General features: G+C 34.2%; 10 protein-coding genes. 6 read left to right on the forward strand and 4 right to left on the reverse strand.

The annotated features are described in order from the left end of the window. Together Q0921_RS15245 and Q0921_RS15250 are read right to left on the reverse strand one after the other, a co-directional pair. On the reverse strand, nucleotides 1-357 hold the full coding sequence (locus Q0921_RS15245) for a hypothetical protein (protein ID WP_299258331.1): 357 nt from the start codon (nucleotides 355-357) through the stop codon (nucleotides 1-3). After that, nucleotides 350-1324: a polyprenyl synthetase family protein gene (locus tag Q0921_RS15250; protein ID WP_299258333.1), complete on the reverse strand. Its 975-nt coding sequence runs from the start codon at nucleotides 1322-1324 to the stop codon at nucleotides 350-352. The genes Q0921_RS15245 and Q0921_RS15250 overlap by 8 nt, the downstream gene beginning before the upstream one ends. Nucleotides 1325-1507: 183 nt before the next feature. On the opposite strand from Q0921_RS15250, the gene Q0921_RS15255 reads away from it, so the two are divergent. From Q0921_RS15255 to Q0921_RS15270, 4 genes are read left to right on the forward strand one after another with little or no spacing between them, the layout of a single operon-like run. Then, nucleotides 1508-2107 carry a TetR/AcrR family transcriptional regulator gene (locus Q0921_RS15255; protein ID WP_299258335.1) on the forward strand — a complete coding sequence of 200 codons (600 nt, stop codon included), beginning with the start codon at nucleotides 1508-1510 and terminating at the stop codon, nucleotides 2105-2107. A gap of 3 nt (nucleotides 2108-2110) precedes the next feature. Beyond that, nucleotides 2111-3475 carry a TolC family protein gene (locus tag Q0921_RS15260; RefSeq protein WP_299258337.1) on the forward strand — a complete coding sequence of 455 codons (1365 nt, stop codon included), beginning with the start codon at nucleotides 2111-2113 and terminating at the stop codon, nucleotides 3473-3475. A 9-nt stretch (nucleotides 3476-3484) separates the two neighbouring features. Then, nucleotides 3485-4651: an efflux RND transporter periplasmic adaptor subunit gene (locus tag Q0921_RS15265; protein ID WP_299258339.1), complete on the forward strand. Its 1167-nt coding sequence runs from the start codon at nucleotides 3485-3487 to the stop codon at nucleotides 4649-4651. Between the two features lie 5 nt (nucleotides 4652-4656). Further along, nucleotides 4657-8160: an efflux RND transporter permease subunit gene (locus Q0921_RS15270; protein ID WP_299258341.1), complete on the forward strand. Its 3504-nt coding sequence runs from the start codon at nucleotides 4657-4659 to the stop codon at nucleotides 8158-8160. Nucleotides 8161-8241: 81 nt separating this feature from the next. Here the strand turns inward: Q0921_RS15270 and Q0921_RS15275 are convergent, their stop codons facing one another. Beyond that, entirely contained in the window at nucleotides 8242-9582 is a 1341-nt protein-coding gene (locus Q0921_RS15275; RefSeq protein WP_299258343.1) for a RagB/SusD family nutrient uptake outer membrane protein, read from the reverse strand. 10 nt (nucleotides 9583-9592) lie between these two features. Then, complete coding sequence (locus Q0921_RS15280; RefSeq protein WP_299258345.1) at nucleotides 9593-12523, reverse strand: SusC/RagA family TonB-linked outer membrane protein; 2931 nt, start codon at nucleotides 12521-12523, stop codon at nucleotides 9593-9595. Between the two features lie 244 nt (nucleotides 12524-12767). Between Q0921_RS15280 and aspS the strand changes: the two genes are divergently transcribed. Then, on the forward strand, nucleotides 12768-14516 hold the full coding sequence (aspS, locus tag Q0921_RS15285) for an aspartate--tRNA ligase (protein ID WP_299258347.1): 1749 nt from the start codon (nucleotides 12768-12770) through the stop codon (nucleotides 14514-14516). 66 nt (nucleotides 14517-14582) lie between these two features. Beyond that, nucleotides 14583-16367, forward strand: a complete 1785-nt coding sequence (locus Q0921_RS15290) for a chloride channel protein (protein WP_299258349.1) — start codon at nucleotides 14583-14585, stop codon at nucleotides 16365-16367. Nucleotides 16368-16442 lie beyond the last annotated feature (75 nt).

Below are 16442 nucleotides of genomic sequence, written 5' to 3' on the forward strand. Positions count from 1 at the left end.
TTACAATATATTTCTATAATATACTTTTTGCCATTCTCTTTTTAGAATCAAGTATGTAGCATACCGTCCAACAGTAACGCTTTCTTGCGAATTACATTTTTTTATATCTCTTTCTGAAACATCAACAGCATATAACAAATTTAAAAAATCGTTAAATGCATTGTTTATTTTTTCTAAAAGCAATTGTTCAATCTCTAAGAAAAGTTCTTTAAAAGTCGAATTTTTGTTTATTTCATAATCAATACCGGCTCTATTAAGATCTTTCTGAAGTTGTAAAATTAATTGAAGATATAGATCAGATCCAGAAACCTGCTCCATCAACTGCTCAACCGAAACAATATTTAACTGTTTAGACACTTCTATTCATTAATTGTTCTCCAAAAGCCTGCAAAACTTTCTTTTTATCTTCTGAAATAGATAAATCATCTAAAACTTCGAAAGCCTTATTTGTATATTTTTCGATTTCTAATCTTGTTTTTTCTTTAGCTCCAGTGGATTCAAAAATACCCTTTACAGTCTGAATCTTCTCTGAAGGATTTTCAGGGTTTAAAGAAAACAATCCTTCTAACTGTTTTTTCAAACTACCATCAGCATCTTCAATTGCCTTAAGATACAGAAAAGTCTTTTTATTTTCGATAATATCTCCACCAACTTGTTTACCAAATGTAGCAGGATCACCAAACGCATCTAGGTAATCATCTTGTAATTGAAATGCAAGTCCTAACAATCTTCCAAAATCATAAATTGCTGATTTACATGTTTCAGAAGCATCAGCAATGATTGCACCCATTTGCATAGCTGCAGCAACTAGCACAGCAGTTTTATACTCAATCATTTTTAAGTATTCTGGAATAGTAACATCATCTCTGGTTTCAAAATCAATATCATACTGTTGTCCTTCACATACTTCTATAGCAGTTTTAGTAAATAATTTGGCTAGTTCTTTAAACGTATCTCCATTATAGTTCTCGAAAAGCTGATACGCATTAATCAACATAGCATCTCCTGAAAGAATACCTGTATTAATATCCCACTTTTCATGTACTGTTTCCTTACCTCTCCGCAATGGAGCATCATCCATAATATCATCATGTATTAAAGAAAAGTTATGAAAAACTTCTATAGCTAAAGCAGCGTCAAGTGCTTTCTGGTAAGAACCTCCAAAAATTTCAGAGGTCATTAAAACCAATGTTGGCCTAAGTCTCTTTCCTCCAAGATTTAGAATATATGAGATAGGTTCATAAAGGTTTTTTGGCTCTTTTTGTATTGTATTTCTTGATAAGTATTCTAAAAAATATCCTTGATAATCTGAAATGGTATGCACTGTAAATTTTTTATGCTAAAGTAAACGAATCTTTTCAATTGATATATGTTAAAAACGAACTTCAATTCTATTCACTTAATAAACAATAGATTACTTCAATGTTAAAAAATTGTGAAACTTAGGAAACTTTTAATGTTTTTAAAGTTTCCTGACATATATTTGCCAAAATAAAATCACCCTTAGATGAAGGAAAAAATAATTGAAAAAGCAAATGATATGTTTTTGAACTTTGGCTTCAAAAGTGTCACTATGGATGATCTAGCTTCGGAAATGGGGATTTCTAAAAAAACAATTTATGCGCATTTTCAGAATAAAACAAAATTAGTAGAAGCTACTACTGACCATCTGTTTTGTACAATTAGTGGCGGCATTGATAGTATTTTAGAAGAAAACAAAGAACCCATAGAAGAATTATATGCAATCAAAGCTTTTGTGATGTATCACTTAAAAGATGACAAAACATCACCTCAATACCAGCTTCAGAAATACTACCCTAAAATACATAACAACCTGAAAATTAAACAGTTTGAAACCATGCAAGAGTGTGTTATCGAAAATCTGGAAAGAGGTATTAAAAAAGGAGTTTTTAGAGAGAATATTAATATCGAAATTATATCAAGACTCTATTTTATGGGAATGATTGGAATAAAAGATCAGGAAATGTTTCCTATACAAAATTTTCCAGTATCAAAATTAATGGCTGATTACCTCGAGTACCATGTGCGTGGTATCGCTACAGAAAAAGGATTAGAAATTTTAAACAAGCTAATAAAAGAACAATAAATTATGAGAAACAACCTTTGGTCTTTATGTTTCTTTAGCCTATTAACAGTATTTGGTTTTGCACAGGAAACTCCGGTTTCTTCTCAATATTCATTTACACTGGATGAGGCTATTGAATTTGCACTAGAGAATAGTTATCAGTCGATCAACGCTAGGCGTGATGTGGCTAAAGCTTTAAAACAAAAATGGGAAACTACGGCAACGGGGCTACCGCAAATTAGTGCAGCGATTGATTATCAAAACCAACTAAAACAACAACCGATTTTATTTCCAGAAGTAGATCAAACCACAGGACAACCTATTGATGGTCAGTTTCAAGAATTTTTTACTCCTCAGCAACAAGCTTCGGCAACCGCTACATTATCACAACTTTTATTTGACGGATCTTATCTAGTAGGATTAGAAGCTGCTAAAAGTTTTTTGCAATACAGTAATGATTCTGAAGAAAAAATAAAGGTGAACGTAAGAGAAAGTGTTATCAATGCGTATGGTAGTGTTTTGGTTTCTGAAGAAAGTATAAAGATTCTTCAAAATAACAAAGCTGCTTTAGAGAAAAACTACGAGGAGAGAAAAAAGATTTTCGAAAATGGTCTGGCGGAAGAAGAAGATGTAGAACAATTGCAAATTACACTGTTACAAATTACCAATCAATTAAAGAACGCTGAACGATTGACTAAAATAGCATTACAAATGTTTAATCTTACTATTGGCGTAGATGTTGACTCTAATACTATTTTATCCGATAACTTGGATAGCCTAACTGTTAAAAATGTAGATCAATCAGTAGGGAATAAACCTTTTATGATTGAAAATAATATTGATTATCGACTAGGTTATTTACTTACAGAACAAAGAAGACTGGAGCTAAAACTAGAAAAAAGTAAAGCTTTACCTAAATTATCTGCTTTTGTAAATTATGGAACGGCTGCTTTTGATAATGATTTTGTTTTTTTTGAAAGTGATACCAGATGGTTTCAATCCTCTGTTTTAGGAGTTAGTCTTAATATTCCAATTTTTAGTTCTTTAGGAAGAAGCGCGAAAACGCAAAGAGCTAGAATTGCTTTCGAACAAGCCAATACATCTTTTATCGAAGCACAGCAGCAAATACAACTTCAATATAACAGTACACTAAGCGATTATCAACTTTCTTTAGAAACTTATGAAACTTCTAAACAAAACCTTTCGCTAGCAGAAAGAATAGAAAATAAAAATCAAATCAAATATACTGAAGGATTAGCTTCCAGTTTTGAATTAAGACAAGCTCAATTGCAGTTATATAACGTACAGCAAGAAGTATTACAAGCCATGCTGACAATAATAAATAACAAAGCTAAACTGGAATCAATTTTAAATACACCAAAAAACTAAAACATACCCATGAAAAAGATACTTATCATATTATCTGTATTTCTTCTTATCCTTTCTTGTGGGCAAGAAGGCGGAAAATCTATAGAAAAAGTCATCGAAAAAGGTGATTTGACTGCAATTAGAGCTAAAAGAAGCGAAGTAGTTGCAGAACAGCAAGCTGTTGCTGATAAATTAAACCAATTAGATGCAGCAATTGCATCTTTGGATACTATTAAAAAACTTCCACTGATAACTACGATTACCGTTAAGGATACTTTATTCACTCATTATTTGGAATTACAAGGAAGCGTAGAAACTAAAAAAAATATCGTTTTATACCCTGAAGCTTCAGGCACATTAGTTAGGGTTTTAGTAAAAGAAGGTCAACGTGTCTCTAAGGGACAGACATTAGCAAGAATTGATGATGGTGGCCTTAGCCAACAAGTAGCACAAATGGAAGTTCAGTCAGAGTTGGCAAAAACTACTTTTGAACGTCAGAAAAAACTGTGGGAACAAAAAATAGGATCTGAAATTCAGTACCTACAAGCTAAAACAAGTTATGAATCCGCAAAAAATGGAGTTGAACAAATGAAACGTCAATTAGCAAAAGCAACGGTGAGTGCTCCATTTTCTGGAATTGTAGATGATGTAATGGCGGAACAAGGAAGCGTAGTAGCTCCTGGACAAACTGCACTGATTCGAATTGTCAATTTAGATGAAATGTATATAGATACAGAGGTCCCAGAAAGCTATATTGCCAGTATCACAAAAGGTAAAGAAACTCAAGTATATTTTCCAGTTTTAGGAAAAACAATAGACACAAAGATACGTCAGGTAGGAAACTATATCAATCCTAATAATCGCTCATTTACTGTAGAAATTGCCATACCTAATAAAGATGGAGTTATTAAACCAAATCTCACAGCAAAAGTTAAGATCAATGACTATACCAGTGAGAAAGCTATTTTGATTCCGCAAAGTATCATCTCTGAAAACTCAGAAGGGGATCAATACACCTATGTTACTTCTGGTAAAGATTCTAATAATATCGCACAAGCAAAACGTGTTATTGTAAAAACTGGAAAAACGCAAGGAGATTATATCGAGATTCTGGAAGGTATTAAGAATGGTGATGCACTTATAAGTGAAGGTGCCAGAAGTGTTAAGGATGGTCAGAAAGTACAAATCATAAACTAAATCCTATGGAAGTCAATAAGAAAAAAGTAGATAAGGAATTTAGATTATCATCTTGGGCAATAGATAACCCAACCACCATCTATGTGATGATGGCTATTTTCTTCGTTCTTGGATTGTCAGCATATTTTTCTATGCCGAGAGAGAATTTTCCTGAAATTAATGAAACGAAAATATACATTAGCGTTCCATATCCTGGGAACACCTCTGAAGATATAGAAAGATTGATTGTTGATCCTTTAGAGGATAAGCTAAAAAATCTTGGAGGCGTTGTCGAAATAACATCAACATCGCAAGAAGATTATGGAATTATAACTGTAGAATTTGAAGAAAAATTTACCGTTGCAGAAGCGAAACAAAAAGTTAAAGATGAAGTAGATTCTGAAAAATCTAACGAAGATTGGCCTACGTTTAACGGAGCAAAGGTAGAACCTAATGTTTTTGACCTTAGTATCTCTGAAGAAACTCCAATAATGAACATCAATATTACAGGGGATTATACTATAGAAAAGTTGAAATTATTTGGCGAACACTTAGAAGATGAGATTGAAGATCTTAAAGAAATCAAAGGTGTTGATATACGTGGTGCTCAAGAAAAGGAAGTAGAAGTTGCTGTAGATATTTATAAAATGATGGCAGCAAAAGTAAGTTTTGATGATGTTCTAAATACCATCAGAAATGGTAATGTAACCATGTCTGCAGGTAACATGATAACTAGTGGACAACGAAGAACGATTAGAATTCTTGGTGAAATTGATCGCCCTTCTGAACTAGACAATTTTGTAGTAAAATCTCAAGATGGGGCTGTGTATTTACGAGATATAGCAAAAGTAACCTTTAAAGAAGAAGATCGAACAACTTATGCCAGAGAATTTGGTGATAATGTGGTGATGCTAGAAGTAAAGAAACGTTCTGGAAAAAACATGGTAGAAGCAGCTGATAAAATTCTAAAAATTGTTGCTGATGCCGAGGAAAATGTGTTTCCAACCGATCTAAACATAAGTATCGCAAACGACCAATCGTCTAAAACTATTAATCAGGTAGATGATTTGGTAAATAACATCATTTTTGGGATTATTCTTGTGGTTAGTGTATTGATGTTCTTTCTAGGGTTTAGAAATGCATTATTTGTTGGATTTGCAATCCCTATGTCTATGTTCATTTCCTTTATGATTTTATCTCTATTAGGATATACTATGAATACTATGATCCTATTTGCTTTAATTATGGGATTAGGGATGCTCGTGGATAATGGTATTGTGGTTGTCGAGAATGTATTTCGTTTAATGGAAGAAGAAGGGATGTCTCGTATTGAAGCTGCCAAAAAAGGAATTGGCGAGATTGCGTTCCCGATTATTATATCTACATTAACCACGGTAGCAGCATTTGTTCCTTTAGGTATGTGGCCAGGTGTTATGGGACAATTTATGATATATTTCCCTATTACCTTGTCTGTGGTATTAGGTTCTTCCTTATTCGTAGCTATCTTCTTCAATTCCATGTTAGTTTCTAAGTTTATGGATATCGGAGAAAAAGAATTAACCTTAAAACAATTAATTCGCTTAACACTTATTCTATGTGGGTTTGGTATTTTCATTATGATTGTAGGAGGTGCAGCTAGAGGTCTTGGTTCACTAATGATTTTTACTGCTATTATGTTCTGGATTTATAAATATTTACTTAAAAGAATGGCTACTTTCTTCCAAAGAAAAATCTTAGTTTGGTTAGAAAACAGCTATCAGCGTTTCCTTTCTTTTGCTTTGAGAGGCTGGAGATCTTATGGATTTGTTTTTGGCACTTTTCTTTTGTTGTTTGCAGTATTTGCAATGTTTGGTGCTTCTGTAGGAAGTCAACGTACTAAAATTGAGTTTTTTCCAGATAATAAACCAAATCAGATTATTGTATATATAGAATACCCGCAAGGAACGGATATAGAAAAGACCAATAAAATTACCAAAGAAATTGAAGGTCGTGTTTATGCTGTCTTAAATGATAAGGAATATATCGAAGGAGAAGAATACAACTTCTTAGTAGAAGCAGCTGTATCGCAAGTTGGAGAAGGCGCTGGAAATCCCCAAACAGATGGAGGTAGTAGTGCAGAAATGCCACATCGTGCTAAAATCATTGCTGCAATGAGGGAATATAAGTTTCGAAAAAATAAAGATTCCGAAGAATTGAGATTCAAGGTACAAGAAGCCTTAAAAGGAATTTATCCCGGAGTTGCTATTTCTGTAGAAAAAGACGCTGTTGGTCCACCAGCAGGATACCCTATCAATATTGAGATCGAAGGAAAAGATTATGATCAGTTAATTACAGTTGCTGAACGTATGCGAAATTTCATTAATGAAAAGAATATCCCTGGTATCGAAGAACTAAAAATTGATGTTAATAAAGGTAAACCAGCTATGCAGGTAGTTGTTGACAGGCAAAAAGCAGGAGAATTAGGAGTGGCAGCGGGTCAAGTTGGTAATCAATTACGTCGTTCTATTTTTGGAGAAAAAGCTGGAGTCTATAAAAAAGAAGGTGAAGATTATGATATATACGTACGTTTTGACAAAAGTAACCGATATAATACGAGTGCTTTATTCAATCAAAATATTACGTTTAGAGATCAAGCATCAGGTAAACTAAAAGAAATTCCTGTTTCGGCAGTAGCCTCTAAAAAGAACACTTCTTCTTTTAGCGCTGTAAAACATAAAGATACGAAAAGGGTTGTAACGGTATATTCTGGATTACAACCAGGATATACGGATGCAGGAGCGATTGTAACTCAAATACAAACGGAAATGGCAAGTTTTACTGATTTACCAAGAGGAGTTAAAATTGATTATACTGGTCAGATTGAAGAACAAGGCAAACAAATGTCCTTTTTAATGGGCGCATTTTTTGCTGGACTAGGGCTCATCATGTTGATTTTAATTTTTCAGTTCGGCTCTATTTCCAAACCAACCATTATTATGATTGCTATCTTCTTAAGCTTCATTGGTGTGTTTGGGGGGATTTTGATTACAGGTGCAGCATTCGTAATTATGATGACCATGATGGGGATCATCTCTCTTGCTGGAATTGTAGTAAATAACGGAGTAGTATTATTGGATTACACACAATTATTGATCGATCGTAAAATAGTTGAACTAGATCTTCCTGAGAACGAATTATTACCCAATGAAGAAGTAATGAAACTTATCGTGAAAGGCGGTCGAGCGCGTCTTAGACCGGTTATATTAACAGCAATTACTACAGTATTAGGACTGATCCCATTAGCAATAGGTTTTAATATTGATTTCTTCTCACTATTCACTGAGTTTGATCCTAAAATCTATATTGGAGGAGATAACGTAATTTTTTGGGGACCATTGGCTTGGGCGGTTATTTATGGTTTGATTATCGCAACATTCTTAACCTTAATCATTGTGCCTTGCTTATTCTTTATAGTACATAAAGTGAAAGTACGATTTAGCAGTAAAAAAGTCTCAAAAACAGTAACTCCGGCTGCAACAGCAACTGTTTAGTTCTATTTATTTTACTCCCTTTATAAAACTAAAAACGCCGCAAAATTTGCGGCGTTTTATTATATCTAATAACAATTAATATTATTGATTTTCAGATAATGGTATTGGTAACACATTAAATACCTGATCCCCTGCTCTATCGATAGGCAAAGTATTAGACAACCCATATCTTCTCAAATCAAACATTCTATGGTTTTCTGCCCATAAAGAATAACGCCTTTGATTTAAAAGTTCAGTTGTTAAATCTGCAGTATTCTGGAGACCTCCATAATTAGGTAAACCAGATGCATTACGAATTACATTAAGTGCATCCTCTGCATCTTGTAAATTATTAGCCAAAATACTAGCTTCCGCGTAAACTAAAATTAACTCCTCATTTCTAATAATATCGACATCCGATACATTAGAAACATATAACCTAGTCTCATGAGTTCCTGTTAATCCATCCTGAATACTAGGATCTGGTCTAACAGCAGTTTTAGTAGTTACTCTAGTATCACCGGCTTCTGCTTCGTTAATCCAGCTATCATGTACAATGACTTGATCTCCATTATTAGGTTCTGTTGCGGAAACAGATGCAACTCTAAAAACAGGATTTGCTCGATCTCCTCCACCGCCTAATCCAAAAACATGCTTAGGACCTAAATCTAAATCACCTGAAACATTAAAATATGAAGCATTCAAAGCAGTTAAAGCAGCAGTGCCATCGCCATCATAAACTGATGCTACTGACAATGTTGCTCTGTTAAATTGAGCAAACGTTGTTGGTGTATTAAAACCATCAAAACCACTACTTAAAGAAAATGCAAATGACGATCCAGCATTACTTAAATCTGTATTCGCTTCATCCAATAAATTTCTCACAAATGTTAATACGGCTCCAATGTCAAGAAGAGCTCCTAAGTTATTCGGATCAGCTACATCTACTCTAGCCATTCCATAAGACTTCAAAATTTGAACTAATTCATAAGCTATTATCGTCTTGGCATATCCTAAATAACCTGCTCTTTCTTGATCTGTTACTGTTGTTGTATTGCTTGCTGCTTCTATTAAAATATTAGCATTTTTAATACACCTATAGCTTCCATTCCATTGAGAAGTACTGTAAAAAGAATTATTGTCAAGAGATATTCCTTCTTTACCTAATAAATCTCCAGTATTTCTGGGATCTGCATCAAACAAATATAGCTCTCTTGCCATAGTTCCACTTGCTGTGACTTCTACTCCTAAACCATTTCTGGTTGTAGACTCCACACCTACTGCTAATTCATTTAATTGAGCAACAGATGCATTAGTAAGAACTCCTCCAATACTAGGGCCATTAGGGTCAACTACTTCATCTATCGAACAAGAAGTAGTCATAAAAGCGAAAAGGAATAATGCAATTACAAACCTAGTCGCGATTTTAAATATATTTTTCATTTTCTTTCTATTAAAAATTAACATTTAAATGCAAATAAAATTGTTGCGAACTTGGGAAAGGAGTTACCTCTATACCACTAGATAAACCTGCTCCACCATTTACAGAAACTTCTGGATCATAACTACTATAATCAGTTATTGTAAATAAATTCCTTCCAGATAACCCAAGTTTAATATCACTTACGGTATCTCCAAAAAGAGATTTAATACTCTCAGAAGAAATACGATAGTAAATTGCCGCTTCTCTTAACCTTACATATCCTGCAGGCTCAACAAAACGTTCTGCATTTGCAGGGGTTGCTAAACGAGCCTGTCCTTCTGGAGTTTCTAAATCAGGACTAGTCCCTCCTAAATCTGTAAGAAATCTAGATAAATTTAAGTTGTCTCCTCCTTTTTTCCATTGTAATAGAAATGAAACATCCCATTGCTTAAATAAGGTAAGCTGATTATTAAAAGCCATTTGAAAATCTGGCTCTACATTTCCAACCTGAGTAAGGTTCCCATCTATATTACCTACTATTTGTGTTACAGGCTGACCTTCTTCTATAAAAAACGTACCCAATCCTGTTCCAAATCCAGCACCTGGTTGTGCAAAAGCAGGTACATCTAATCTCGTAACTTCGGATCTATTTAAGTAAAATTGAATCCCGGTATTCCAATAAAAATTATCCATATCCAGCACATCCGCTCTCAATGCTAATTCAATACCTTCATTTTTCAAGTCAGCTAAATTAGTTGTTTCCGTAGTAAAACCAGAAGATGCAGGTAAGGATCTTGATAAAATTAGATCCTTAACGTTTTTATTATAGTATGTTGCTTCCACAGAAACTCTACTATTTAAGAACCCAAGATCGAAACCAACTTCAAATTCACTAGCTGTTTCAGGCTCAACATCGGGATCTCCCTTTAATCCAGCTACAGATACACCTCCACTTCCTCCTGTATTAGAAGAACCTAAACTTGTAAAAGTCGCACCAAAAGCAGCTGGGTTTCCAGTTTCACCATAAGCAGCTCTCAGCTTTAATTGGTTCATTGCTTCTAAATTCCAAAAATCAAAACTAGCAACATTTATCGCCAAAGAAGCTTTTGGAAATCCATAAAACTCATTCGGATCACCATTTCTAGAAGATTTATCTAAACGGTATCCTAATGTAGCTATAAATTGATTTTTATAATTAGCTTCTATTTGACCAAAATAACCAAAATCCTCTTCACTAGATAAAAACTGATCTATAACCTGATTTACAGATTGGTCAACATTGGTTTGACCAACAGACAAATCAGCACCTCTACTATTAACCAAATTAGCTTCTTGATCTAAGTATGTAATACCCAATTGCGTTGTTAAATCAAGATCATCACCCAACATATCGTGATCCCAAATAGCAATAGCCTGAGCATTGATTTGAGTAAAATTATTTTTACCTTGAGAGATAAATCCTTCTTGCCCACCTACTTGTGCTTGATGGTCTTTCGGAACAAAAACATAAGTTTCATTTGCTAAGTAATCTAGACCTCCATTAATTAGAAATCGAACTCTATTTCTATCATTGGTAAAAAGCTTTGTATTTAATTTAAATCCTTGGATAATTCTATTATTAGTATCTTCATTTTTTGCTTGATCCCTCACAAATAATGGATTTCCTGGATAATTTGGGTTATTTGGGTAATTCCCATTAGCATCGGGAAATAAATTAACCCAAGGACGCGTAAATGCTAAAGTATACCCATAACTTAGTCCTCCTTCATTCTCATTACCTGTAAAACTTCTGCTTGAGTTACTTCTAACATAGTTAGTGGTAGACGTAAAATCAAATATTTCTGAAATTTTATGATCAATATTTGCTCTTAATGACAATCTATCGAATCCTGTGTTTTTTATAATTCCTTCTTCATCACGAAAAGAACCACCTACATAAAATTGTGTTTTTTCATTCCCACCCGTTACGTTTAATCGTGTATCAGTAATGAAACCGGTATTCCCATAAATTTCATCTTCATAATCGATAAGACCACCATTGCTTAAAGCATCTTCGAATCTTGCTCTCTCGGCTGCATCAAATGTATCTTCAACTGATTGTGCTGTCCAAGGTCTAAGTCCTAATCTATTTTGAATTACCGTAATTCCTGTGTCCTGACTAAAACTAATTTTAGTCTTACCGCCTTTACCTCTTTTTGTTGTAATTATTACTACCCCTGCATTACCTCTTTGTCCATAAATAGCTGCAGCTGAAGATCCTTTTAAAACTTCGATATTCTCGATATCATTTGGATCTAAATCTGCTAACCTATTTCCTGAATTCTCTTCATTCCCTCGGTTTCCACCAGATGCAAAACGCAATCCAGATGGAATCTCTACGTTGTTTATGTATACCCCATCGACGATAATCAATGGTTGATTATTACCATTAATAGAAGAGATACCTCTTAATCGTAATGCAAAACCTCCTCCAGGTGCTCCAGAAGAAGCCGTTATATTTACACCTGTTACCTTACCATATAAGGCTCCATCTACAGTAGTCTGACTCGTATTACCAACTAGTTCTTCAGAAGATACTGTAGAAACTGCATTTGCTAAATTCTTCCGTTTAATAGAAGAACCTAATCCAGTTACAACTATTTCATCCAACGCTTCTAATGATTCTTCCACCTGGATTGTAATTGCCCCCGCATTATCAACGTTAACCTTTTTAGTAGTAAACCCTATAGAAAATACTCTTAATGTTATAGGAAGGTTACCGACAGTAAGTGAAAAATTACCATCAATATCACTCGCAGTTCCGTTATTAGTTCCGTCTTCTACGATGTTAATAAAAGGCACTCCTTCTCCAGTACCTTCGTTAATTACCTTTCCGGTAATTGTCTCTTGTGCCAATAGCACAACCGGAAAGAAAAACAAGAATAGCAAAAGCCCCTTGCTAATTTGTGATTTTTTTTTCATAATGATTTGTTTATAAGTTTGGCTAAATCTATTAAAACATTCTTACAAAAAAAAGTTAAAGCTAACATATGTTAGTTCAGAACTCATTGATTATTAAACCGATATAAGCTTAAACCATAATTAAATTATGTTTAAACCATAATATTTTAATGGTAAATACGTTTTCACTTTACATCTTCATTTTACCTAAAACTCCATATATTTAATATTAAACTTCTTATTTTTGCAGCCTTAACAACTAGCTATGTATAGAAGTCATTCTTGTGGTGAATTACGCACCTCAGATATTAACAAAGAAGTTACCCTATCAGGATGGGTTCAAAAAACACGAGACAAAGGATTTATGATATGGGTAGATCTAAGAGATCGATATGGCATCACTCAATTAATCTTTGATGAAGAACGTACGCCATCGGATGTTGTGGATAAGGCCAAAACTCTGGGTCGTGAGTTTGTAATACAAGTTAAAGGAGACGTTATTGAACGTGAATCTAAAAATCCAAATATTCCTACAGGTGATATTGAGATTTTAGTAACGGAATTACAAATTCTTAATGAAGCACTGGTTCCACCATTTACAATAGAAGATGAAACTGATGGCGGTGAAGATATCAGAATGAAATATCGATACTTGGACATAAGACGAAATCCCGTAAAAAATAGTTTGATGTTTCGTCATCAAGTAGCGATGAAGGTTCGCAACTATTTATCAGAAGCGGATTTTATAGAAGTAGAAACGCCTTATCTAATTAAATCTACTCCAGAGGGAGCTCGAGATTTTGTAGTACCTTCTCGTATGAATCAAGGTCAGTTCTATGCATTACCTCAATCCCCACAAACTTTTAAGCAGTTGCTAATGGTTGGTGGAATGGACAAGTATTTCCAGATTGTAAAATGTTTTAGAGATGAAGATCTTAGAGCAGATAGACAACCAGAATTCACACAGATTGACTGTGAAATGGCTTTTGTGGAACAAGAAGACATCTTGAATATTTTTGAAGGACTTACTCGTCATTTAATTAAGGATATAAAAGGACAGGAAATTAATGATTTTCCTAGAATGACTTATGATGAAGCTATGCGAACCTATGGTAATGATAAACCAGATATTCGTTTTGGAATGAAATTCGGCGAACTTAATTCTGTAGCACAACATAAAGATTTTAAAGTTTTTAATGATGCAGAGCTTGTCATCGGGATTGCAGTTCCTGGCGGCGCTTCCTATACAAGAAAAGAAATCGATAAACTTGTTGACTGGGTAAAACGCCCTCAGGTTGGCGCTCTGGGAATGGTATATGCAAAATGTAATGAAGATGGAAGTTTTAAATCATCCGTAGATAAGTTTTATGATCAGGAAGATTTGTCAGAATGGGCTGAAACTACAGGTGCAAAAGCAGGAGACCTTATTTGCGTACTATCTGGTCAAGCTAATAAAGTTAGAGGACAGTTAAGTGCTTTGAGAATGGAACTAGCTGAGAGACTAGGATTAAGAAATCCAGAAGAATTTGCTCCATTATGGGTAGTAGATTTTCCATTATTAGAATGGGATGAGGATACAGAACGTTACCACGCGATGCATCATCCTTTTACTTCTCCAAAACCAGAAGATATTTCTCTTTTAGATTCTAAACCGGGTGATGTAAGAGCAAATGCATATGACTTGGTCTTAAACGGTAATGAAATAGGAGGCGGATCTATTCGTATTCATGATAAAGAAACCCAAGCTTTGATGTTTAATCATTTAGGATTTACTCCGGAAGAAGCAAAAGAACAATTTGGTTTCTTACTAGATGCTTTTCAATATGGTGCTCCCCCACACGGAGGCATTGCATTTGGATTCGATCGATTAGTTGCTATTCTTGGAGGTCAGGAAACCATACGAGATTTTATTGCGTTCCCAAAAAACAATAGTGGTAGGGATGTAATGATTGATGCTCCTGCCAATATAGATAACGTACAGCTTAAGGAATTACATATTCAACTAGATTTATAAAACAAAACATCCCGCCAAAAGCGGGATTTTTTGTTACCTTTAGTCTGAACCAAGACTAGCCTATACATGCCTACTAAAAAAAAGACACTACTTCATAGGTTTTTGATTTGGCGATACCGTCACATTTCTAATAAAAACTTTGTCCTTATACTAAGCATACTTGTTGGATTCTGTGCTGGCCTCATATCTCTTCTACTCAAGAATATAACACATTTAATCCAAGTAGTTCTGGAAAGTGATATCATTTCTTGGCAAACGTCATTCTATTTTGTCATTCCGATAATTGGACTTCTTATTGTATATATTGTTACTAAATTTATCATCAAAAAGGATGTAAAATCAGCCATTCCATTGATTTTGTATTCTCTTTCCAAAAAAGATGGGAAGATAAAACCATTGAGCGGATATCTGCCGCTTCTTCTCGCTCCCATCACTGTTGGATTTGGAGGTTCCGTTGGATTATTAGGACCTGCAGTAGGCTCGGGTTCAACTTTGAGTTCAAATATTAGTTCGTTATTTAAATTAGACAGTAAAACCCGATTTTTATTAATTGGTTGTGCAGCAGCAGGCGCTATCTCTGCTGTATTTAAATCTCCTTTAGCCGGTTTGGTTTTCGCAGTAGAAGTATTTAGTCTTGATTTGACTTTGGCTTCATTATTGCCCCTATTATTTGCTTCTGTATCTTCGATTATTACCTCCTATTTTTTTCTAGGAGATGAAGTACTATTTAGCTTTGATGTTATAGAAAAGTTTGATATTTATGATACTCCTTTTTATATAATTCTGGGAATTGGAACAGCCTTTGCTTCTATTTATTTCACCAAAATGTATTTTGGGATTCTCCATTTTTTTGATCGCTTTCCAAAAAAAATTCACCGCTTATTAATTGGTGGGGTTGCTATTGGAGTTATGCTATATTTTATCCCCCCACTTTATGGTGAAGGTTTAGGTTTTATAAATGATTTACTCAATGGAAATCACCTAGCCGCAATCGGAAATACTCCTTTTGACAATATGACCAGTAGTATTTGGATGATCATAGCATTATTAACAGGAATCACAATATTCAAAGCTATTGCGATGACCGCGACATTTGCTGCGGGAGGATCTGGAGGAATTATAATTCCTACGATGGTTATGGGCAGTTCTTTAGGCAATGTTGTTTCTAAAATAATAAACAATCTGGGTATGGGTTTTCAAGTATCCGAAGCTAATTTTACCTTACTAGGAATGGCTGGATTAATTGCCGGAGTACTACATGCCCCTCTTACTTCTATATTTCTTATTGCAGAAATTACTTCTAGTTACGAGTTATTTGTACCATTAATGATTACAACTGCAATATCCTTTATTATTTCCAAAAACAGAATTGAACATAATATTTATACTAGAGAACTTGCAGAACAAGGGCACTTACTAACTCACGATAAAGATCAGACTGTGCTTACTCTAATGAAATTAGATGACTGTATAGAAACTAATTTCATCCCTGTAAATCCAGAACATACGCTGAAACACTTACTAAGTGAAGCAGTTGCTAAATCTAATAGAAATTTATTTCCTGTTATTGATGAATCTAATATCTTGATAGGAATCGTGACACTCGATAATATAAGAGATATTATGTTTGACATTTCTTTATACCATAAAACTACTGTCGAAATGGTAATGACCCAAGTTGCTACGGCAATTATTTATGAAGATGATGATCCTAAAACTGCCATGCGTAAATTTCAGGATACTGGAGCCTGGAATCTACCGGTCATTAAAGATGGAAAATATCACGGTTTTATCTCTAAATCTAAATTATTAACCGCTTACAGGAGAAAGTTGATTAATTTCACTAGATAAAATCAGTTTTAATATCCATATAATCGAATTAATTACAAAAAAACCTACCAAAAATTCATCTCAGCAGGTTTTTTC

The organism is uncultured Aquimarina sp. (assembly GCF_947496855.1).
GTDB lineage: Bacteria > Bacteroidota > Bacteroidia > Flavobacteriales > Flavobacteriaceae > Aquimarina.

Coding starts and splice junctions, on each gene's coding strand:
- Q0921_RS15255 (WP_299258335.1), top strand. CDS start 1,508: ATGAAGGAAAAAATAATTGAAAAAGCAAATGATATGTTTTTGAACTTT.
- Q0921_RS15275 (WP_299258343.1), bottom strand. CDS start 9,582: ATGAAAAATATATTTAAAATCGCGACTAGGTTTGTAATTGCATTATTC.
- aspS (WP_299258347.1), top strand. CDS start 12,768: ATGTATAGAAGTCATTCTTGTGGTGAATTACGCACCTCAGATATTAAC.
- Q0921_RS15290 (WP_299258349.1), top strand. CDS start 14,583: ATGCCTACTAAAAAAAAGACACTACTTCATAGGTTTTTGATTTGGCGA.
- Q0921_RS15260 (WP_299258337.1), top strand. CDS start 2,111: ATGAGAAACAACCTTTGGTCTTTATGTTTCTTTAGCCTATTAACAGTA.
- Q0921_RS15280 (WP_299258345.1), bottom strand. CDS start 12,523: ATGAAAAAAAAATCACAAATTAGCAAGGGGCTTTTGCTATTCTTGTTT.
- Q0921_RS15270 (WP_299258341.1), top strand. CDS start 4,657: ATGGAAGTCAATAAGAAAAAAGTAGATAAGGAATTTAGATTATCATCT.
- Q0921_RS15265 (WP_299258339.1), top strand. CDS start 3,485: ATGAAAAAGATACTTATCATATTATCTGTATTTCTTCTTATCCTTTCT.